Below are 20,024 nucleotides of genomic sequence, written 5' to 3'. Positions count from 1 at the left end.
CTCATATTAAAAAACTATGTCGTTACTGACATTCGAAAAATGAGTAGATAAATGGTAAATAGAAAATAAGAAAATTATAAGTTTTTGATTTTATTTATTTAAAATAATTGCAATGTTGGGGAGCCGAGAAGGATTGACTAGAATGACATGGAATCATTCTAGTCATTCATTAAATCAAGCAAAGTTACGAATCATACGTCGTACATTGGTTTTTGCATCAATAACCGTCATAAATGTGTAGGCTCCAATGAATTTACGGCTAATGAACATAAACTCTTTGGGAGGAACTGAGAAATAACGTGACGCCATTGATTTACTAGCTTGTTGCATAACACGGCTATGGAGCTGGCTTTTCTTCCAGTCATAACGTTCGTGTTCATCCATAAGACCAGCGGGCATATCTGGGTTATTTGCAGGAGTACTGAATGCTTCTGTCGCAAGTAAAAAGACATCAGCCATACCTGGCTTAATACTTTCAGGCATTGCATCAAAAAACTCGTAACCAGTCATGGCTTTCACCATTGCATCTTTATTATGTTGATAACCTGCCTGAATGAGTTGACGGGCAACTGTTAGCAAGTGTTCATCAAACTGGCGAATAGCACCAAAATCTAATAATACAATTTTGTCCTGAATGTCTTGACCATTACCCAAACGAACAAGGTAATTACCAAAGTTAGGGTCAGTCTGCATTTCACCCCATTCAAAAATTTCACGAACCGCGATCTCTAATGACGCTTCCCCAAGTTGATTACGACGTTCCTGAGGTAATGACAACATCACAGGACTGTTGATTGGTACACCACGTTCAAAAGTCATGCAGAGCACTTGATTTGTGCAATATTCATCTACAATTGTAGGGACAATATAGCGCTCATCATCTTTTAAGCGTTCACCAAAGCGACGAGTAGTGGCAGCTTCAACATCATAGTCAACTTCGCGATGCATCATTTCACGTACTTCATCAAACCACTGATCAAATTCACGGGTTTGTGGAACCATACGCGTCAGTTTAAGCATGTTTTTAAACAAGCTCATATCGGAGTCAATAGCATTTGCAACGCCCGGATATTGAATCTTTAAAACTAACTCTAAACCATCTGATTTACGCGTTGCACGGTGTACTTGTGCGAGAGAGGCCGTACCAATTGGTTCATGATCAATCGTTAAATCATTTAATTTAGCGCCCAATTGCTCTTGAAGGTGCGGCTTAATTGCAGGCCAATCTAAAGCAACTGTCTGGTTATTTAAAGTGTTTAATGCTTGTGTAATTTCTTCAGGTAAAAAATGTTCACCATAAAGGGCCATCATTTGGCCAATCTTAACAATAGAACCCTTAAGTTTACCTATTTCAGAAACCAGATAATTAGCTTGCTCACTCATCGCTTTTTTGCGTTTCTTTTCTTTTTCTTCCTCATTAGAAAATAAAGAAGAGGCACTTGCAGTTGCCCAACGTGTTCCTGCAAGTAAAGAAGCTTTCGCGATTGATAAGCGTCGATCCATGGAAGAAGTTTTTAAACTCTTAAGCTTATCTTTCTGATTTGACATGAAAATAGAATCCTATGCGCATCATGCAGCCAAACGCTGGTGATCTAAAATTGTAACGAATATTACATGTTTTGAGCGTATTAAAATAGTTCTCTCAGACTGAATGATCAGTCGAAATGGCTATCTTTATTTCATTAACTTTAAAATAGCCTAAGCAATTTTAAAATTTAAGAAACCTACAGCGTTCAGGTGAGTAAAACTTGGGTAAAAACGGATCTTTCACAAAAACTTAAATTACATTTTAAATTGGATCTTCAATTCAGACTTCTGCATTAAGTGAAGGCGATTGGACTGAATATGCTGTAATAACATTTGTTTGACTGAATCATGCATAAAACCAAGTGCATGAGCTTTTACAATAATAATGCTGGGTAAGGTATAGAAAAAATACTTAACATCCTCGAGTGTTGCATTATTAAAGATGCCTTGTTCAATTAACGTCTGCTGTAAAAACTGCTTTTCATTTAAGACATAATCTGAAGATTCATCCCAAAAACGGTGACGCATAGCCATCAGATTGTTGTGTTTATAACTCATAAAATTGTCAGCTCAGACTTAAATCTAAATAAAATATATGGAGTCGAGCCATGAATATCAAGTTGAGATTATTTTTTATTCAGTTGCTGTTTGATTTTTTATGTAATTCTTGTAAATAGCCTAAGCAAATTTAAAAATTTTTCTAAAAAAACTATAATCCAAATAATTTCATCTATAACACTATTTATTATGACTCCTGCATGTAGACTGTTAAAAAGCAATAAAATCGAATTTTCTATTCATGAATATGAACATGATTCAAATGCTAAAAGTTTTGGATTAGAAGCAGCAGAAAAACTAAATTTAGATGTAAGGGAAGTATTCAAAACTTTAATGGTGAGTGATGATAAGAATTTTTTTGTTGCAGTATTGCCAGTTAATCACCAATTAAATTTAAAAAAAGTGGCTATGGCGTTTGGCTGTAAAAAATTGCAGATGGCTAATCCTAAAGACGCTGAACGTTTAACAGGATATTTGGTCGGAGGGATTAGTCCTTTAGGTCAAAAGAAACGCTTAAAAACCGTTATTGATGCATCTGCACAAGAGTTCAGCAAAATCTATGTGAGTGGAGGAAAACGGGGACTAGATATTGGCTTAAACCCGAAAGATCTAGCACAACTCTTAAATGCTCAATTTGTTGATGTGCTTGATGAGTAAAATAAATTTTTTTCTTATCTCATTAAATTAACTAATTTTAAGCTAGGTAGTATTAAATCAAGTTTTTTAATAAAAACAATTCTCATTATTATTTATATTTAGTATTATCCCGAGCCTTATAACTATCTAATAACTTTTGGGTTTGGAGAAAGGGAAAATGAATCAATACAAAAAGGTTGGGGCTAACTCAAATCATCTGATGTATGCAGAATCACGATATTTTAAATTAAAACCTTGTTGTATTGCTCTAGCAGCAATATTTGCGCAGCAGATTTATGCAAATACAAATATTGAAAAGGTAGCTCTTAATAATCAACCGACACAAAAGCCTATAGCTCAATTGCAAAAAATTATAGTCACGGCGACGAGGACGCCAAAAAATATTGCTGAAATTGCAGGCACAGTTCAAACGATTGAAAAGCGACAAATTGAACAACAGGCAACTGCTGGACGAAAAATTGCCGATATACTGGCTCAGTTGGTTCCATCACTTGGGGTGAGTAGTGGAACAACTACCAACTATGGGCAAACAATGCGTGGTCGTGATGTCATGATTATGATTGACGGCGTATCGCAAAATGGCTCACGCGATGTTGCTCGGCAGCTAAATAGTATTAGTCCAGGCATGATTGAACGTATTGAAGTTCTTTCAGGAGCTACAAGTATTTATGGATCAGGTTCTACCGGCGGGATTATTAATATTATTACGAAACGTGCTGATTCGACTAAACCAGTAAGTTTTGAAACTAAACTTGGTATTACGTCTTCCGATACATTTCGAAGTGATAGTCTAGCTTATGAAATTGGCCAATCTATTTCATTTAATAAAGATAATATAAATGGTTTCTTAGGGGCTAATTTCACTAGTCGCGGATCTCAGTTCGATAGCCATGGTGATCGTATTGCTATAGCACCTATGCAAGGTAGCCGTCCTGATACTGATACAATTGATGTTAATAGTCGTATAAATATAGATTTAGCTGATAACCAATCACTAAGTTTGGGTGCACAGTATTATAAGGATGAACAAGATACGAATTATGGTCCTGATTATGGGAAAAATTATATTTATGGAGGAGCGCCTAACTCATATATTGGGAAAAAGGGTTTAGAAATATCTAATCAGCCTTTTACAGAGCGCTATGCATTCAACACTCAATACCAAAATAAAGATATTTTAGGTCAGGTCTTAAATTTAGAAGGATATTACCGTAAAGAAGATGCTCGTTTCTTTCCAGTCTTTTTAGGAGGGGAAGGTACAGAAGCAAAGCAATCTCAATCTGAAATCGAAGTGGCTGGTCTGCGTTCAACAGTACAAAGTGATTTAAATATTATGAATCGTGATCTTAATCTAACTTATGGTTTAGATTATGAACATGAAAAAGATCATCAACATTATGAGCATTTCACAGCATTTAATACAGGTTTGACCTATAAACCTACAGGTAAAGCTTCCGATGCCGGTCCAAATACAACAATTCAAAGTGCTGGCATTTTTATACAAGGTGATTACGCTTTAACAGACCGTATGAATGTCCAGGCTGGTACTCGTTACCAATATATCAAAGCTGAAACAGAACAGTATTCGACTAAAAATGGGATACAACCAAGCGGATCTGTAAATGACGATGCTGTTTTATTCAATTTGGGAGCGATATATAAATTAACAGATGAGCAGCAAATATTTGCTAATTTCTCTCAAGGTTTTAGCTTTCCAGATGTACAACGGATGATGCGTGATGCATTTAATATATCAACCGCTAATATCCAACCTATTAGTGTAAACAGCTATGAATTAGGCTGGCGTTTACAAGGAGAGCAGAGTCTAAATCTAGGTATAACAGGTTTCTATAATACCTCAGACAAAGTTGTTCAATTCTACAAGAACAGTAATAAAGAAACTGTTGCTGAGGTTATGGACAAAGACCAGCGTGTATATGGTGCTGAACTAACGGCGACCTACCCATTTATGGAAGAGTTTAAAGTTGGGGGAACACTGGGTTATACGCGTGGTCAATACAAAGATACTGAGGGTAAATGGAAAGAGTTGAATGCTTTTCAAGTTTCACCAATCAAAGGTACGGTTTTTGCCGAATGGAGTAGCGATGAGGGTTATGGCGCTCGTGTGCAAATGCTTGCTATAAAAGGTACAAATGAAGCAGTAAAAGATGGTTCACTTTCAGCTGTAAAAATTAAAGGCTATAGCACGATGGATGTTTTGGCACATTTTCCAGCTTGGAAAGGACGTATAGATTTTGGTGTATATAATGTTTGGAATAGAGACTATCGAACTGTCTATAGTCAACAAGCAGAAAAAGTATATGGGCTGGTAGAGAGTATTCCAGCTGAAGGACGTACTTACGGCCTCAGTTATACATTTAATTATTAATATGAGGCAATAGAGGGAATATCTATAAATTATAGGTATTCCTTAATAAATATAAAAAAATAGCAAAATAAACTTGCATCAATAAATGAAAATGATTATCATTATCTATATTGAAAATTGAGAAACGTTCTAGTAATTAAGATTAACGTCTACTACTGTAATGCTAAGTTTTAGGCGATTTAAAGTTATACCAGAGACTCCAATAACAATGGTGTTGAAAAATATGAGTTGATTTCTGGTATGTGAGCGCCTGCAGGATATTATAAAAATAGGCAGGTTCAACTAGCGGTAAATGGAACAAAGAAAAATAAACATTATCAGCGCAACAAAAAGAACTAACCAAAAGCAGCAGGCGAGGATGGCCTGCTGCTTTTGTAGTTAAAGTTGATTTCATAATTATTTATATATTTCAACTCTTTTGGATGTTTAACTTGACTCAGTAACAGATCGATTATATTTTTGATTAAAAAATAACCACTAATGTTTCATTTATTAACATCCTGCCTTTTTAGCCATTTTTTTGTATACCCTGAATAAAACATGATCAAAAAAAGAGGTAAAAACGTGCTTATTTTTCATGGAAAACCTGTTCACGGAGCTATCTTCGATATGGATGGGACAATGTTTGATACTGAGCGATTGCGGTTTCAAACATTGCAACAAGCATCTCAAGAACTCATTGGACAGGAGTTTTCACACGAATATTTAATGCAATGTTTAGGTTTAAGTGCAACTACTGCTGAGCAATTGGCGCAACGTCTATATGGAGTAAATGTTCCATATAAAGAAATTCGAAAAAAAGCTGATGAGATGGAACTCGAATATATTCGAAAACACGGCGTACCTATCAAAAAGGGTTTAGTTCAAGTTTTAGAACGTTTACGAAAATCTGGTTTAAGAATGGCTGTTGCGACTTCAAGCCGTAGGGCAATTGCCGAAGAATATTTAATTAATGCGAATGTTTATAAATTTTTTGATGTGATTACCTGTGGGGATGAAGTAGAGCAAGGAAAGCCGCATCCAGAAATCTTTTTAAAAGCTGCTAGTCAACTTCACTTGGATGCTAACCAGTGTCTTATGTTTGAGGATTCTGAAAATGGTTTAACTTCAGCTCATACTTCAAAAGGTTTAACGATTTTATTAAAAGATATTAAAGAACCAAATGACGAAATGCTGGAAAAAGCACATTTTTATTATGATCAGATGTATGACTTTTTAACCGATCTTGATCAATTTATCCCTGTTATAGACATGCCAGAAATGCAGGAACCTTTTCCGCAAAGTCTGAATCAACTTACAGTTGGAATACATGGTTTCGGTGCTATTGGCGGTGGTTACATAGCGCAAATCTTGTCACATTGGGATGGATATACAAAACCAAAACGTATTATTGCATCAACACGAAATAGTCTTTTTCGCGAAGCCGTGAATGCATTTGGAACATATAGCATTCGCTATGGGCAATTTTCTTATGATGAACGTATTGAGAATATGACCATTGTTGATTCTGAAAATGAACAACAAATGTTAGAGATGTATACTCATTCAAGCTTAATTGCACTTTGTTTACCTGAAGAGGCCGTCGAAGTTGAGGCAAAAATAATTGCAAAAGGGTTATATGCACGTTTTAACTCATCACTTGAAACATGTATTGAACCGCTAACATTTCTAATTATTTTAAATAAAGTCGGCGCGAAATATTTAGTTATGAAACATCTTAGAGAAGCTCTGCTAGAGTTGACCAACGATGAAGATGTGACTGAGCATATTTTAAAAGAACATTACTTTTGCGACACCGTTGTAAATCGCATGGTTTCAAAATTATCTAATCAGAATTTATATCGCCAACTTCGTATTAAGCATAATTTTCTTGAACAGCATTTAGAAGATGTGGAACACGAGGAACAAATCGAAATTGAAGACTGTAATAAACTGACTCAAGATCAGCAAAATCAGGCTTCTTTATATGTTGATAATATGCGCCGTAATTTCCAGCCAGGACATATATTACAAAGCATGGACCTAATTCTGTTTCATAGCGAAACGGATATGCCAATTTATGTAGAAAAAGGCAGCCCTTTACTCAAAAAGTTGCGTCAAGTTGTCTTGGTTAATCAGATTACAGACATTCAATTAATCAAAAATCGACTATGGAATGGTGTGCATGCCATGCTTGCTTGGTACGCATCTTTAATGGGTTATGAATCTATTGGTGTTGCCATGGGCGATCATTCAGTTAAAGCATTTGCAGAGAACTTAATTGCAGAAGTGAAGCAGGGACTTGCAATCGTATTGCCTAATTATGCGAAGGATTTGGACCGCATGGCACAAAGCTTTCTAGACTCATGTGAATATGCTTTTAAAGATCCTTGTCAAAGAGTGGCAAGAGATCCACTTCGCAAATTAACTCATAATGAAAGAGTAATTGCATCAATTGGGGTGAATATCGCTCATGATTTACCTTATAAAAACCTTTTAAAAGGTGCTGCGCTAGGTTATGCCTATGCGATTCAATTTTTAGAAATTGAAGAGACTGATGCAATTAAACATTTACACGACCAAGTTCAAAAACTGGATATGAGTGCCGCTCAAAAAGGGCAACTTGAAGTTGAGTTAACACAATTAGTTCAATATTTATTTTCTGAACAAAGCAAACGGTCTTTAAACATGAAAATTACCAATTCAAAAAATGCGAGTACTCAACATGCCTAAATTCTTTTAAGTAATTAATGCTCTACAACTGAAAGGCAAACATGTTTTAATACAAAAATTGAATGATTTTGAATTAAAGCTGTGCTGCTAAAACCCTCGAGGTTCATGGTGCCAACATCTATACGTGATTATCCTGAGTGGCACCTTGGGCGTCAAAATTACGCTTTATGGTATCTAGAAATTAATGATCGGAAATTAGTTCATTATCTAGATCAATTGCGTGCGCATTTTTCAGAATTCTTATTAGAACCCAATAGCCGTCAATATCATGTCACATTATTTATATGTGGATTCTTAACTCATGAAACTAAAATTTATAGTGATGACTTTAGTTTTGGTGAATTTGAGCAGCAAAGAGAAATCTTAAGAAAAGAAGATTTTGCTTCGCTTCATTTAAAAATTGGTTCAGTCGATAGTTTTAGTAGCGCTTTATTTGTTCAAATTCAAGACACCGAAAATATCTTATCTCAAATACGCCAAAAGTTAGGTTTAGTTTCTAATGAAATTGCGGCTTTAGATTATTGCCCGCACATTACATTGGGGTTGTATAAAAAAGACTATAGTAGTGATTTGATTTTACATAAAATTTCTCAATTACCTGTACAATACAAATACGCTGAATTTGATCTTAAAGTCGAGCATTTAACATTTGGTTCTTATCAAGCTCAAACTTTACAAGGTAAGTTATATCCATCTCAGCATTTGTTTTTAGGTGATTCATGTTGCAACTGATTTTGGGTGGAGCCCGTTCTGGCAAAAGCCGACTGGCTGAACAAACGGCAATAGATAGGCAATTAGCTGTCACTTATATTGCAACGGCGCAAGCACTTGATCCTGAAATGCAAAGTCGAATAGCCCATCATCAAAAGCAGCGTCCTTCTCACTGGTCTTTGGTTGAAGAACCTTTATATTTAGCAAAAACTTTGCAAAATATTGATCGAACTAACCAAATTATTCTGGTGGACTGTTTAACACTTTGGCTAACCAATTTGTTACTTTTAGAAGATCAAAATGTTCAGCAATTTGAATGTGAACAGTTGTTAAAAATTTTACCTACGCTTGAGTCAGAAATCATTTTAGTAAGTAATGAAACTGGTTTAGGCGTTGTCCCACTCGGTGAGATTAGTCGTCGATTTGTCGATGAAGCAGGCAGGCTACATCAAGCTCTAGGACAAATTGCAGATAAGGTTTTGTTTTGTGTGGCTGGTTTTCCAATGATTTTAAAAGGTGAGAAATAAAATGAACTGGTGGTTAGAGACTGTACAGCAACCTGATTTGGACACAAAACAACAAGCTGAGCAACATCAACTTCAACTCACTAAACCTACTGGAGCTTTAGGTGATCTAGAACTGATAGCAGTCAAACTTGCTAGTTTGCAATCAAATGCACATCCGCAAGTTAGCCATCCATGGATTACAGTTTTTGCTGGCGATCATGGCGTGGTTGAAGAAAATATTTCTGCATATCCGCAAGCAGTTACCCGCCAAATGTTACAAAACTTCACGACTGGTGGTGCAGCAATTAGTGTACTTGCTAAATATCATCAAGCTCATTTGCAAGTGATTGATTGCGGTACCCTAGGTGAGGCATACGAATACACCGGAGTTGAACGTCATTGTATTCGTGCCGGCACAGCAAATTTTGCCAAACAAGTCGCAATGAATGCAGATGAATGTCGTGCTGCTTTAGAGTTAGGTAAAAACAGTGTAGACACGGCCAAATCTAAAGGTGCAGATATTTATATTGCTGGTGAAATGGGAATTGGAAATACTTGTTCTGCTTCTGCCTTAGCATGTCTTTTATTAAATGATACTGCAGAGCAATTAACTGGAGTTGGTACGGGAATTGGTGCCGATCAGTTAAGACATAAAATTGAAGTAATTGAAAAGGCAATTGAACTTCACCATAAACATGTTGTTGGTGATGTATTCAAAACACTATGTGCTGTAGGTGGTTTGGAAATTGCAGCAATTATCGGTGCTTACATTCGCTGTGCGCAGGTGGGCTTACCTATCATTGTCGATGGTTTTATTAGTTCGGTCGCTGCTTTATGCGCAGTACGAATGAATTCTAACGTGCGTGACTGGATGCTTTTTGGCCATCAATCGGCAGAATATGGACACCGACGTATTTTACAAGAACTCAATGCTGAGCCGATTTTAAAAATGAATTTGCGTTTAGGTGAAGGTAGTGGGGCTGGCGCTGCTTTGGCATTAGTTAAAATGGCATGTGTATTACACAACCAGATGGCTACATTTGCTCAAGCTGCTGTAAGCGGGGATAAAATTGGGTAAATTCAGAATTGATTTGCTCAGACATGGCGAAAGTCAGTATAGCCATACTTTACGTGGACATTTGGATGATGAGTTAACGGCAAAAGGTTGGCAGCAAATGCAGTCAACCATTGAGCAAGTTACAAATCAGTTATGGGATGTCATTATAAGTTCAACATTAAAACGTTGTGTTTGTTTTGCTGAGCAACTTGCAAAGACAACTCAGCTACCTTTACTTTTAAACCATGACTTAAAAGAAATGTATTTTGGTGAGTGGGAAGGTGTCTCAACTCAGCAAATTTATGAAACTTCACCAGAATTACTGGCAAATTTTTGGCAAAAACCGAGTCAATATTGTCCACCGTGTGCAGAAACATTAATGCAATTTCAAACAAGGGTTCTTAAAGGCTTTCATGAACTACTTGTAGAGATGCAAAAACAAAACTGGCAACATGGATTGGTTGTTACCCACGGCGGTGTAATTAAGCTATTGACTTGTTTAGCTAAACAACAACCTCTAGATGACTTACTTAAAATGCCAGCAGAGCTTGGAAAATTATATTCACTCGAATTTTCTGAAACAGATGGTCAATTAACTTTTAAGTTAAGATAGTAGTTTTATATTTTTATATATTTGTAAGTTGTTATTTTTATGAAGATATTTAAGTTTATGTAATAGAACTGTCACTCCTAAAAACTAAGCTATTGGCATTTCTTATTAATTACTCATCTGACTTATGAATATTTTATTTAAAACAACTATGCTCGCTGCATCACTATTACTCGTAGCGTGTAACAATAATGATGATCAAGAAGCTCAAACTGCACCATCTACAAACCAATCAAAATATTATCAAACGAAAACGCCTTACCAACCTCAACAAGAAATAAAAAACTATGAACAAGCACCGAATGGATTCCAGCCAGTTTTTACAGAGCTAGTGGCGCGTCACGGTTCAAGAGGCCTCTCAAGTCTGAAATATGATTTGGCACTTTATAATTTATGGAAACAGGCAAAATCAGAAAATGCCTTAACACCTTTCGGTGAGCAATTAGGTGCTGATTTAGAAGCCATGATGAAGGCAAATATCTTATTAGGTTATGGCGTGGAAGGGATCCGCCAGTACGGTTATGGAAACGAAACCATGACTGGTATCTTAGAACACCGTGGCATTGCAGATCGTTTATTACAACGCTTACCAACTCTTTTAAATTCTCAAGCCTCTATATTGGTACAAAGTTCTGGGGTGGATCGTGCGGTAGATAGTGCTAAATTTTTCACTGCTGAACTTGTAAAACAACAACCGCAACTGAAAGATAAAATTTTTCCATTGTCTTATACCAATTTATCAAGTGAGAGCGTGGCGAGTGTTGAAGATGGCGGCGTAGATCGTTTCAAACTCTATTTTCATAGTTTGAATGCAGACGAAGACTTAGCTCAACCCCTGAGTGCTAGCCAACAAAAAATTTATGATGCTAGTCAGGCCTATCAAGATTTTGAAGAAAATAATAAAGATTTAGCACAAAAGTTAGATGAGTTATCAAAAAATACTGAGGCTGAAAAAACAGCTCAAACAGTGCTCAGTCCGATTTTTAAAGCAGACTTTATTAAAAAACTGGGTACAATAGGTTATAGCTTTAGCAATACCGGATCTTTCACGGTAACCTCACCTAAAGGTGAGCAAATTACAGAAAAAGGTAAGGGTAAAAACACAATTGCCAGCGCAGTTGATGCAGCAGCTTATATTTATGAACTCTATTCAATTTCTGGTGGTATGAAAGATGAGTTAAAAGGTGTCGATTTTGATAAATATATGCCGTTAGATGCTGCGAAATTCTACGCTGAATTTAATGATGCAAACGATTTTTACGAAAAAGGTCCAAGTTTTACAGAGTCAAATCAAGTCACAAGTGAAATTGCCCAAGGACTCAAACAGGATCTGTTCCAACAAGTTGACGCTGTGGTGAATAAAGCTCAGCCTTACAAAGCAGTTTTACGGTTTGCCCATGCTGAAATTATTATTCCTCTGGCAACTAGCTTAGATTTGCATAATATGATGCAGCCGTTACCACTACGCCAGACTTATAATTACTCGACAAGTGCATGGCGTGGTGAAGTAGTTTCACCTATGGCGGCAAATGTACAGTGGGATATTTACCAAAATAGTCAAGGCTCTACTTTGGTAAAAATGCTTTATAATGAAAAAGAAACTTTGTTCAAATCTGCATGTAACTATGCACGCTACACACCAACCAGTTTTTACTATGACTACATCAAATTGAAACAGTGCTATCAAATGCAATAGATTTTCAGTTTTTTGAAGTCTTTAATGGGAATAGGGATTGCTATTCCCATTTTTATTTCTTCATAATTTAATTTGTTTTTAGATATAAATCAGTTAGAGACTTGGATATGACACCTTTTTGGATAGCATTGCAATTTTTAACTGTTCTGCCTATTGAGTTAAAGACTATACCAACGGCGCAACAAAATGGTCGAGCTATTTTGTTTTATCCTCTAGTCGGTCTGATTATTGGCGGCATACTTTTTATTGTTGCCTGTCTTTTTGCCAAATTACCCGTTATTTTGCTTGCAACTATCATCATGACTTTATGGATTTGGCTAACAGGTGGGCTGCATTTAGATGGGCTAGCAGATACGGCCGATGCATGGATAGGTGGTTTTGGAGACAAACTACGTACTTTACAAATCATGAAGGATCCAAGTTGTGGCCCAATTGGAGTCCTCAGCTTAGTTATCATATGTTTGCTTAAACTCGCATTGGTTTATGTATTGATTGAACAGCATCAAACGTTATTTTTAGTCTTTGTTCCTATCCTTGGGCGTGTGGTGCCATCTATTTTATTCTTAACTACACCATATGTACGTGAAAAAGGTTTAGGGCGTTCTTTGACTGATCACTTACCTAAAACAGCCTCATGGATAATCACTGGGTTAGTTCTACTATTACCTTTGTATTGGGAGTTGCAAGGGCTTATTGCCATCATTAGTTTTTTAATAAGTCTCGTTTATTTAAGACATCTGTTTGTAAAAAGAATTGGTGGTATTACGGGGGATACTGTTGGTGCAGCAATTGAGATTAGTGAAACCGTGCTGCTTTTTGCTTTTGTTTTGAGTTATTTTTATTTAGTTTAATTTTGAGATCCATCCAAAAATAAAAAAGCCCTCAAAAAAATGAGGGCTTAATTTTCAATCTTAAAAAGATGAATTAGCGGTTTGGTAAAACTTCTTTTAAAGCTTCATGCATTTCAAGCAATGTCTTCTCGGTAGTTTCCCAGTCAATACAGCCATCAGTTACTGATTTACCATATTCTAAATCACAAAGATTTTCAGGAATATCTTGGCGACCACCTTTTAAGTGACTTTCAACCATAATACCTACGATTGACTTATTACCATCTAAAATTTGTTCAGTAATATTTTTAAGAACAAGCGGTTGTAAGTACGGGTCTTTATTTGAGTTAGCATGGCTCGCATCAATCATAATTTTGTTGCTCACTTTTGCTTTTGCTAAAGCATTTTCTGCTTCCGCAACAGAGCCTGCGTCATAGTTCGGTTTGCCATTACCACCACGTAATACAACGTGTGCATAAGGGTTACCATTTGTATTAATAATTGAAACTTGGCCATCTTCATTTAGGCCTAAGAAACTATGGCCATATTTAACAGATTGCATCGCATTGGTTGCAACAGTTAAGCCACCGTCTGTACCATTTTTAAAACCAACTGGTGAAGATAAGCCAGAAGACATTTCACGGTGAGTTTGGCTCTCGGTTGTACGTGCGCCAATTGCAGACCATGAAATTAAGTCTTGGTAGTACTGTGGAGAGTTAGGATCGAGTGCTTCAGTTGCACATGGTAAACCTTTTTCATTTAATTCAAGCAAGAGTTTACGACCAATACGTAAACCTTTTTCGATGTTAAATGAGTCATTCATATCTGGGTCATTGATTAGACCTTTCCAACCAATTGTTGTACGTGGTTTTTCAAAATAAACACGCATAACTAGATATAGAGTATCTTTAACCTTTTCGCTTAGCGCTTTTAAGCGATCAGCATATTCGTGAGCAGCTTTTGGGTCGTGAATAGAGCAAGGACCAATAACAACAAACAAACGTTTATCTGAACCATCTAAAATATTACGAATAGTTTCGCGGCCTTTTAGAACAGTTTGCGAAGCAACATCAGATAAAGGAAGTTCTGACTTAAGCTCATTTGGTGTTACAAGAGTTTGAATGCTTTTAATATTAACGTCGTCGATATCTGGCTTTGAAACGGAATTTGAATGTGTAGTCATTGCTGTCACTGGTTCGATCATACTAAAGGTTGTTTTGTGTACTGAATATACCATGAAATAATTATGAAAATACTACATCTCATGGTATTTCAGATTGGAAAAATCCTATTGATTTTACTATCTTTCAGTCGAGTTGCCTGTTTTTTCGGCAACTACTGCTTGTTGTTGTACCACAGGTGCTTTCGGTTTTGCTTTGACTGGATGAACCATAAAGTTAACACCGAGGGCAAATAGGGTAATCCCTAGAATTTTTCGGATTAAACGTTCAGGCATACGAGAGCTAATTAATGTTCCAATAATAATTGCTGGAATTGAACCCACCAATAACCACATCAGAAGGGTAAAGTCGACGTTACCAGCACTCATGTGTCCAAGACCAGCTACTAAGGTAAGTAATACTGCATGTACAACATCCGACCCGATAATTCGGATCATTGGCAAGTTCGGGAACATAATCACAAGTGCCATGATTCCAAATGCACCCGCACCAACTGATGAAAGGGTTACGAATACACCTAAAATGATGCCCATAATCACGATAAAGCTACGTTTTTTATGGATTGCCAACAGCTCATTTTCAGTTTGGGTGACTTCTTTAGTTCTGAATTTATTAAAGAATTTCTCAATACGCGTACGGAAAATGATGGAAACACCAGTTAAGGTCAGCATAAAACCTAACACCATGGTGAGTACAGCTTTATAGTGTGTTGACTGGCTTAAATAATGCTCAAGTACCCATGAAGTACCGAAAGATGCAGGAATACTACCTACTGCTAACCATAAAACAATTGGCCAGACAATATTGAGTTTTCTAGCGTGAACCATTGATCCACAAAATTTTGAGATTGCAGCATAAAGTAAATCGGTACCAATTGCGATATGAGGTTCAATTCTAAAAAGGCTAATTAAAATTGGTGTCATTAATGATCCACCACCAACTCCTGTAATCCCTACACAGAAACCAACTAACATACCCGCTAAGATAAATTCAAAAGCACCAGACATCTTTATCGCCACTTATCACGAAACGCAGATATCTTATTCCTTTTAGAGATAAACAGTTGTCATGAATAATGATTTACTTATGCAAAAAAAAGCTAAGCAACGAAAATTTTGCTTAGCTTGCACTATTTTTCATCATTTTTTAAAGAAAATGATTATTTTGATGACTTTAGTGGGTTAATTAAAAGTATAAGAATAAAAGTTAATGGCGTTGCAAAGATCCACCAACTGACAAAACCAATTGAAAATTTATATTGTTGAATAAGAATAAATGCACATAAACCAAATAGCATGAATGCAGCTATTTTAAAGTGCCGGTAATATTTTTGAGCTAATGATTTGAAATGACCTGTTGATTTCGGCGATCGATATTTTTCGCTCGCCATAAACAATAAATACATACCTAATAAAATTAAGATGAAAGCTATAAGAATCATGAGCTCACCTCAGTATTTAATTTATTCAGCTTTTTTTGAATTTTTGCGACAGCTTTATGCTGGATAGGTTGAATTTTGCAAAATATAAAAATGGCTAAAGCTGCAAATAGCCACAAAAATACATCTATGCGTGCAAAGGTCCAATAATCACTGAGGTTTTGCATATAATCATGTTTAAGTAAATAAATTAGATTTAAGATTGGAAGTGCAATACACAGCATAATAAAAACGCTAAGTTGAGTTCGCCACAAATGCTGTTTTTTAGTGATTAATGCAATGATTAAGCTGATTAACCAAACCAAGAAAAAGCTATAAATTTCATAATTGATTGTGGTTGAAGTAACTGTAAATAATCGATTAGCGCTTAAATAGGCGACAGTTGCACAAGGCAATCCTACAAATGCTGCAATATTTAAACGGTCAACTAAGTAGAGCCCGAAATGAAACTGACTACTTTTATTTTGAATTTGGCGTTTAAGACTCCAAAGTAATAAACCAGAGGCAATCATTACACAGCCTAAAATGCCTGAGAAAAAGAATCCTAAACGAAGCAAAGGCTGAGCAAATGTCGCCATATGTAATCCATAGACACCCGCATTTAACGTTGCAATAGGGCTATTATTACGTGTATCTGCCAAGACTTCGCCAGTTGAAGCATTTAAGGTAATTTGAGGCTGATTTCGAGTAATAGTGCGGTCTTCTTTTTGAATAAATGTAATTTGAGCTTGATTGGTATTCGGGTTTTTTACACTCATCGTTGATAAAGGTTGGTTGCCCCAACTTTGTTGAACTTGGCTCAACAACTTCTCAATAGCTAAGTTTTGAGTAGGCTGAATCGATTGATTCTCAAGTACGGTCTTTGTACGAATTTCAGTAAAATATTGATAAGGGTTTTCAGCGTAAAGTTTTTGCATTCCCCAAGGCAGATATAAATAAAAGAAAATAGCTAAGCCTGTAAATGTAATGGTTAAAAAGAAGGGCAGAGCAACGACTGAAGAAATATTATGAAAGTCTAGCCATGAACGCTGAGACTTAAATGTACGTAAAGTAAAAAAGTCAGTGAATATTTTTTTATGGGTAATAATGCCTGAAACCAAAGCAATCAGCATAATAAATGCGGCAAGACATACGACTAATCGCCCAACTATGATTGGAATGCCAAAAAGTTGGTAATGGAAGCGGTAAAAAAAATCTCCGCCTAGAGTTGCCGAAAGTTTAAGCTCTTTTCCCGTGTTAGCATCAAGTGTGGCATTGCCATAACCGCCGTCAGCTTTTTCCCAATACATGGTGTTGATCGGACTTTCTGGTGTTGCAACTGTTAAATACCAAGATTTGGCGTCTGGAGCGTTTTCTTGTAAATATTGATATGCTGTTTTAATAGCTATATCTTGATTTACTTCATATTGGGCAAGTGCAGGCTGCATCCATAAATTAATTTCGTGGCGGTAATAAGATAGGCTACCCATTAAGAAAATGGCAAATACGAGCCATCCAAAAATTAAGCCAGTCCATGAGTGTAGCCATGCCATAGATTGACGTATACCTTTATGCATAACCCACCGTCCGTGTCACAATAAAGAAAAGAGCAAATAGTGCGATTGATAGAATGGTCAGTCGCACTAATGATTGAATGCAGAAACCAACAATCACAAAGACGACATAAAATAAAATCCCTATAAATGCTGAAAGATAGATAGCCTCAGCTTTGTCCAGATTCAAAAGGAAAATTCCAGTGAGTCCAAGACTTAAATACGCCATACAGGCAAACCCCATACCGAAAACTAGCAAGAATCGATAGAAAACTTTTATACGATATGACACAGGGAGATTTACAGTTTTGGACATCTTTACTGACACATAAACAAAGAATAATAAGTAAAGCCAATCCCTAAATTGGGATTGGCTACGGTATTAATATTTAAACTTTACAGCAACTGTATAATTGGCTGGAGCGCCATAAAAAGCTTGCCCATCGGGGAAACTATTTAAATATTTCTTGTCAAAAATATTATTACCATTTGCTTGAAGCGTAATATGATCATTGACTTCATAGCTTGCCATTAAATTGACTAAAGCATATGCATCTTGTTTGATCATACTGTTTACATTTGAATCATATAACTTTATCCCATCTTGCCATTGTAAGCCTGCACCAACTTTCAGCTTAGGTAAAACTGGCGGAGTATAGGTGGTTAGCAAGTTAAGTGTTTGGTTTGGATTGTAGGTTCTTGCCTCGCCACCATTTTTAGTATCTTTAATACTAAATTGAGCATAGCCGAAAGAAAGATTTACGTTATCAGTAATTTGACCTGATAGACCGACCTCTACACCTTGTGACTCTAAATCACTCGTTGGTATTTTTCGATTAAGTGGATTTCCATCAGAGCTGCGTAGAGGGTAATTCTTTTGTTCAGTTTTAAATACTGAAAGTGTTCCTGTTAAACGGTCATCTAGCCATGAACTTTTTACGCCCATTTCATAGCTTTTACCATCAATAGGTTTTAAAGCTTGATTGGTATCTTTATCAATACCAGTTTGAGGACGGAAAATTGAGGTGTAACTCATATAACCTGTATATTCAGGTGTAAAGTTATAAGTTAGTCCAACATATGGTGAGACTTTACTTTCACTATATGACATTGGTGAACCATAACTTTCACCTTTACTTTCAGCTTGGACATAGTTTGCACCAAGTAAAAGTTTTAAATCTTCATTAAGATGTAAACGTGTCGCGGCATAAATTGAGTTAATATTTTGTTTATAGTTTGCGGCTTCCGTAAAATCCGACCAAGTTATAGATTGCGGTGTCCAGCTTGCCCAATCGGTAGTAGTTGACTTTATAACATTACTATCATTAATCGTTCCTGTAGATTGTTTATCTTGTTGACGATTACGTACATAGCTGTAGCCTAAAGATGCCTCATGTTCTCGATTGAAAAGTTTATATGTTCCTTCGAGATTAAAATCGACAGCATGTTTTTCTTGGTGCTCTTGACCGCTCCAAGGGGTTAAAGAAACACCTGATCCATCAGCTTTTGGATACCCATAGTAATAGAGAAGACGGCTATTATGCTTCGTATCAAGATAGTTGTAAGTTAGCTTAGCCGTCCATAGATCATTAATTTTTTGTTTTAATTCAACAAAAGCATTTTGTGTCTCATTATCCCAGTGTGCCCAGTCAGGGTTTGGATTATATGAGCGATCATATGAAATTTGTTTACCATTGGCATCTAATAAAGGCAGAGCACCCCAGTTGTTTGCATTGGGTTTATTTTGTTCTTGGCTATAACCTGCAGTAAGTAAAGTGCTATCTGTCAAATCAGCTTCAATAATACCTGCGAAACCATTTTTCTCAGAAGAATACCGATCAAGGTAAGAATCACCAGTTTGTTCATAGCCCATAATACGGCCACGTACTTTTCCACTCGGTATTATTGCGCCAGAGACATCAGCTTCATAACGCTGCGTATCCCAAGAGCCATAACTTACACCGCCACTTGCTTGGAATTCCTGAGTCGGGCGTTTTCGAATATTATTGATTGTTGCACTTGGATCACCGAAGGCGTTAGTTAAAGAATCAGCACCTTTAACAACTTCTACACGATCATAGAAATAAGTATCAGGGTTCGTATTATTATAGTTATAACCTGAGAGGGGAAAACCTACGCCGTCAGTTAATATATTTGAAATCTCAAAACCACGAGCCATATAAGTAGTTCGCTCAGTTTCTTGATTAGATACGGTTACACCTGGGGTATTTTTTAAAACATCTCGGGTACTGGTAAGTCCGAAATCTTCAATTTGCTGACGAGTAACGACGTTAATGGTTTGAGGAGTTTCTTTAGCCTCAATATTAAGCTTGGTTGCACTACTCGAATTTTTAACATTATATGCTTTAGTTTGTTCAGAAGACTGTTCAGCATTTGATGCTTTAACTTGAATCGTCTGTAAAGATTGTACCTCTGAGTCCTGAGCATGAGAGAGGTTCGCATAACAAATCGCGCAGGCGATTACGGTAAGCTTAAATGGTCTAGGTGGGATATTCATAAGATTAAGGATAATGTAAATAATTCTCATTTATTTTATTGTTTGTAAATGTAAGCTACAATTCAAATTGCATTGTTAATTTAGATTAAAAGATGGTGAATG

Annotated in this window: 18 protein-coding genes; 10 read left to right on the top strand and 8 right to left on the bottom strand. The window is 36.3% G+C overall.

Features of this window, described 5'->3' with window-relative positions; all coding sequences use genetic code 11:
- Positions 1 to 174 precede the first annotated feature (174 nt).
- Positions 175 to 1,548, bottom strand: a complete 1,374-nt coding sequence (locus RMB06_RS13870; RefSeq protein WP_069140399.1) for an AarF/ABC1/UbiB kinase family protein — start codon at positions 1,546 to 1,548, stop codon at positions 175 to 177.
- Positions 1,549 to 1,782: 234 nt separating this feature from the next.
- The gene (locus RMB06_RS13865; protein ID WP_005076193.1) at positions 1,783 to 2,085 is read right to left on the bottom strand and encodes a hypothetical protein; all 303 of its coding nucleotides are present in this window, start codon (positions 2,083 to 2,085) and stop codon (positions 1,783 to 1,785) included.
- Positions 2,086 to 2,274: 189 nt separating this feature from the next.
- Here RMB06_RS13865 and ybaK point away from each other — a divergent pair, with 189 nt between their 5' ends.
- The 9 genes from ybaK to RMB06_RS13820 all read left to right on the top strand — a co-directional run bounded on the left by ybaK (position 2,275) and on the right by RMB06_RS13820 (position 13,274).
- Positions 2,275 to 2,742 carry a Cys-tRNA(Pro) deacylase gene (ybaK, locus tag RMB06_RS13860; protein ID WP_005069426.1) on the top strand — a complete coding sequence of 156 codons (468 nt, stop codon included), beginning with the start codon at positions 2,275 to 2,277 and terminating at the stop codon, positions 2,740 to 2,742.
- Between the two features lie 157 nt (positions 2,743 to 2,899).
- A complete protein-coding gene (locus RMB06_RS13855) occupies positions 2,900 to 5,131 on the top strand; it encodes a TonB-dependent receptor (protein WP_311079975.1) in 2,232 nt (743 codons plus the stop codon).
- Between the two features lie 564 nt (positions 5,132 to 5,695).
- Positions 5,696 to 7,843, top strand: a complete 2,148-nt coding sequence (gene mtlD / locus RMB06_RS13850; protein WP_311079974.1) for a bifunctional mannitol-1-phosphate dehydrogenase/phosphatase — start codon at positions 5,696 to 5,698, stop codon at positions 7,841 to 7,843.
- A 105-nt stretch (positions 7,844 to 7,948) separates the two neighbouring features.
- Entirely contained in the window at positions 7,949 to 8,575 is a 627-nt protein-coding gene (locus RMB06_RS13845) for a 2'-5' RNA ligase family protein (RefSeq protein ID WP_311079973.1), read from the top strand.
- The gene (gene cobU / locus RMB06_RS13840) at positions 8,563 to 9,081 is read left to right on the top strand and encodes a bifunctional adenosylcobinamide kinase/adenosylcobinamide-phosphate guanylyltransferase (protein ID WP_311079972.1); all 519 of its coding nucleotides are present in this window, start codon (positions 8,563 to 8,565) and stop codon (positions 9,079 to 9,081) included. Before RMB06_RS13845 ends, cobU begins: the two co-directional genes overlap by 13 nt.
- Before the next feature lies 1 nt (position 9,082).
- Positions 9,083 to 10,138 (top strand): nicotinate-nucleotide--dimethylbenzimidazole phosphoribosyltransferase, encoded by a 1,056-nt coding sequence (gene cobT, locus RMB06_RS13835; RefSeq protein WP_311079971.1) that lies wholly within the window; start codon positions 9,083 to 9,085, stop codon positions 10,136 to 10,138.
- Positions 10,131 to 10,730, top strand: coding sequence for a histidine phosphatase family protein (locus RMB06_RS13830; RefSeq protein ID WP_311079970.1), 600 nt, complete (start codon positions 10,131 to 10,133; stop codon positions 10,728 to 10,730). Before cobT ends, RMB06_RS13830 begins: the two co-directional genes overlap by 8 nt.
- A 124-nt stretch (positions 10,731 to 10,854) precedes the next feature.
- Positions 10,855 to 12,423, top strand: coding sequence for a histidine-type phosphatase (locus RMB06_RS13825; RefSeq protein WP_311079969.1), 1,569 nt, complete (start codon positions 10,855 to 10,857; stop codon positions 12,421 to 12,423).
- Between the two features lie 107 nt (positions 12,424 to 12,530).
- Positions 12,531 to 13,274, top strand: coding sequence for an adenosylcobinamide-GDP ribazoletransferase (locus RMB06_RS13820; protein WP_311079968.1), 744 nt, complete (start codon positions 12,531 to 12,533; stop codon positions 13,272 to 13,274).
- A 73-nt stretch (positions 13,275 to 13,347) separates the two neighbouring features.
- Here RMB06_RS13820 and RMB06_RS13815 read toward each other — a convergent pair whose 3' ends face one another.
- Together RMB06_RS13815 and RMB06_RS13810 are read right to left on the bottom strand one after the other, a co-directional pair.
- Positions 13,348 to 14,457, bottom strand: coding sequence for a 3-deoxy-7-phosphoheptulonate synthase (locus tag RMB06_RS13815; protein WP_014206644.1), 1,110 nt, complete (start codon positions 14,455 to 14,457; stop codon positions 13,348 to 13,350).
- 96 nt (positions 14,458 to 14,553) lie between these two features.
- Positions 14,554 to 15,441, bottom strand: a complete 888-nt coding sequence (locus tag RMB06_RS13810) for a sulfite exporter TauE/SafE family protein (protein WP_069140407.1) — start codon at positions 15,439 to 15,441, stop codon at positions 14,554 to 14,556.
- A gap of 61 nt (positions 15,442 to 15,502) precedes the next feature.
- Here RMB06_RS13810 and RMB06_RS13805 point away from each other — a divergent pair, with 61 nt between their 5' ends.
- On the top strand, positions 15,503 to 15,619 hold the full coding sequence (locus tag RMB06_RS13805; protein WP_002122212.1) for a hypothetical protein: 117 nt from the start codon (positions 15,503 to 15,505) through the stop codon (positions 15,617 to 15,619).
- Here RMB06_RS13805 and RMB06_RS13800 read toward each other — a convergent pair.
- The 4 genes from RMB06_RS13800 to RMB06_RS13785 form a co-directional block, all read right to left on the bottom strand.
- A complete protein-coding gene (locus RMB06_RS13800; protein ID WP_017482232.1) occupies positions 15,594 to 15,875 on the bottom strand; it encodes a hypothetical protein in 282 nt (93 codons plus the stop codon). The genes RMB06_RS13805 and RMB06_RS13800 overlap by 26 nt on opposite strands.
- On the bottom strand, positions 15,872 to 17,428 hold the full coding sequence (locus tag RMB06_RS13795; RefSeq protein WP_311079963.1) for a PepSY-associated TM helix domain-containing protein: 1,557 nt from the start codon (positions 17,426 to 17,428) through the stop codon (positions 15,872 to 15,874). The genes RMB06_RS13800 and RMB06_RS13795 overlap by 4 nt, the downstream gene beginning before the upstream one ends.
- Complete coding sequence (locus RMB06_RS13790; protein WP_311079962.1) at positions 17,421 to 17,720, bottom strand: hypothetical protein; 300 nt, start codon at positions 17,718 to 17,720, stop codon at positions 17,421 to 17,423. The genes RMB06_RS13795 and RMB06_RS13790 overlap by 8 nt, the downstream gene beginning before the upstream one ends.
- Before the next feature lie 66 nt (positions 17,721 to 17,786).
- Positions 17,787 to 19,922: a TonB-dependent siderophore receptor gene (locus RMB06_RS13785; RefSeq protein WP_311079960.1), complete on the bottom strand. Its 2,136-nt coding sequence runs from the start codon at positions 19,920 to 19,922 to the stop codon at positions 17,787 to 17,789.
- Positions 19,923 to 20,024: the final 102 nt, after the last annotated feature.

Source organism: Acinetobacter sp. V104_13 (assembly GCF_031798995.1).
Taxonomy (GTDB): Bacteria; Pseudomonadota; Gammaproteobacteria; order Pseudomonadales; family Moraxellaceae; genus Acinetobacter; species Acinetobacter pittii.
This window is presented reverse-complemented; position numbering and strand designations above follow the sequence as displayed.

Excerpts from the sequence above, each read along its gene's own strand:
- RMB06_RS13790 (WP_311079962.1), bottom strand. The coding sequence starts at position 17,720 with ATGTCCAAAACTGTAAATCTCCCTGTGTCATATCGTATAAAAGTTTTC.
- cobT (WP_311079971.1), top strand. The coding sequence starts at position 9,083 with ATGAACTGGTGGTTAGAGACTGTACAGCAACCTGATTTGGACACAAAA.
- RMB06_RS13805 (WP_002122212.1), top strand. The coding sequence starts at position 15,503 with ATGAATAATGATTTACTTATGCAAAAAAAAGCTAAGCAACGAAAATTT.
- RMB06_RS13800 (WP_017482232.1), bottom strand. The coding sequence starts at position 15,875 with ATGATTCTTATAGCTTTCATCTTAATTTTATTAGGTATGTATTTATTG.
- RMB06_RS13855 (WP_311079975.1), top strand. The coding sequence starts at position 2,900 with ATGAATCAATACAAAAAGGTTGGGGCTAACTCAAATCATCTGATGTAT.
- cobU (WP_311079972.1), top strand. The coding sequence starts at position 8,563 with ATGTTGCAACTGATTTTGGGTGGAGCCCGTTCTGGCAAAAGCCGACTG.
- ybaK (WP_005069426.1), top strand. The coding sequence starts at position 2,275 with ATGACTCCTGCATGTAGACTGTTAAAAAGCAATAAAATCGAATTTTCT.
- RMB06_RS13815 (WP_014206644.1), bottom strand. The coding sequence starts at position 14,457 with ATGATCGAACCAGTGACAGCAATGACTACACATTCAAATTCCGTTTCA.
- RMB06_RS13810 (WP_069140407.1), bottom strand. The coding sequence starts at position 15,441 with ATGTCTGGTGCTTTTGAATTTATCTTAGCGGGTATGTTAGTTGGTTTC.
- RMB06_RS13870 (WP_069140399.1), bottom strand. The coding sequence starts at position 1,548 with ATGTCAAATCAGAAAGATAAGCTTAAGAGTTTAAAAACTTCTTCCATG.
- RMB06_RS13865 (WP_005076193.1), bottom strand. The coding sequence starts at position 2,085 with ATGAGTTATAAACACAACAATCTGATGGCTATGCGTCACCGTTTTTGG.
- RMB06_RS13845 (WP_311079973.1), top strand. The coding sequence starts at position 7,949 with ATGGTGCCAACATCTATACGTGATTATCCTGAGTGGCACCTTGGGCGT.
- RMB06_RS13795 (WP_311079963.1), bottom strand. The coding sequence starts at position 17,428 with ATGCATAAAGGTATACGTCAATCTATGGCATGGCTACACTCATGGACT.
- RMB06_RS13825 (WP_311079969.1), top strand. The coding sequence starts at position 10,855 with ATGAATATTTTATTTAAAACAACTATGCTCGCTGCATCACTATTACTC.
- RMB06_RS13820 (WP_311079968.1), top strand. The coding sequence starts at position 12,531 with ATGACACCTTTTTGGATAGCATTGCAATTTTTAACTGTTCTGCCTATT.
- RMB06_RS13785 (WP_311079960.1), bottom strand. The coding sequence starts at position 19,922 with ATGAATATCCCACCTAGACCATTTAAGCTTACCGTAATCGCCTGCGCG.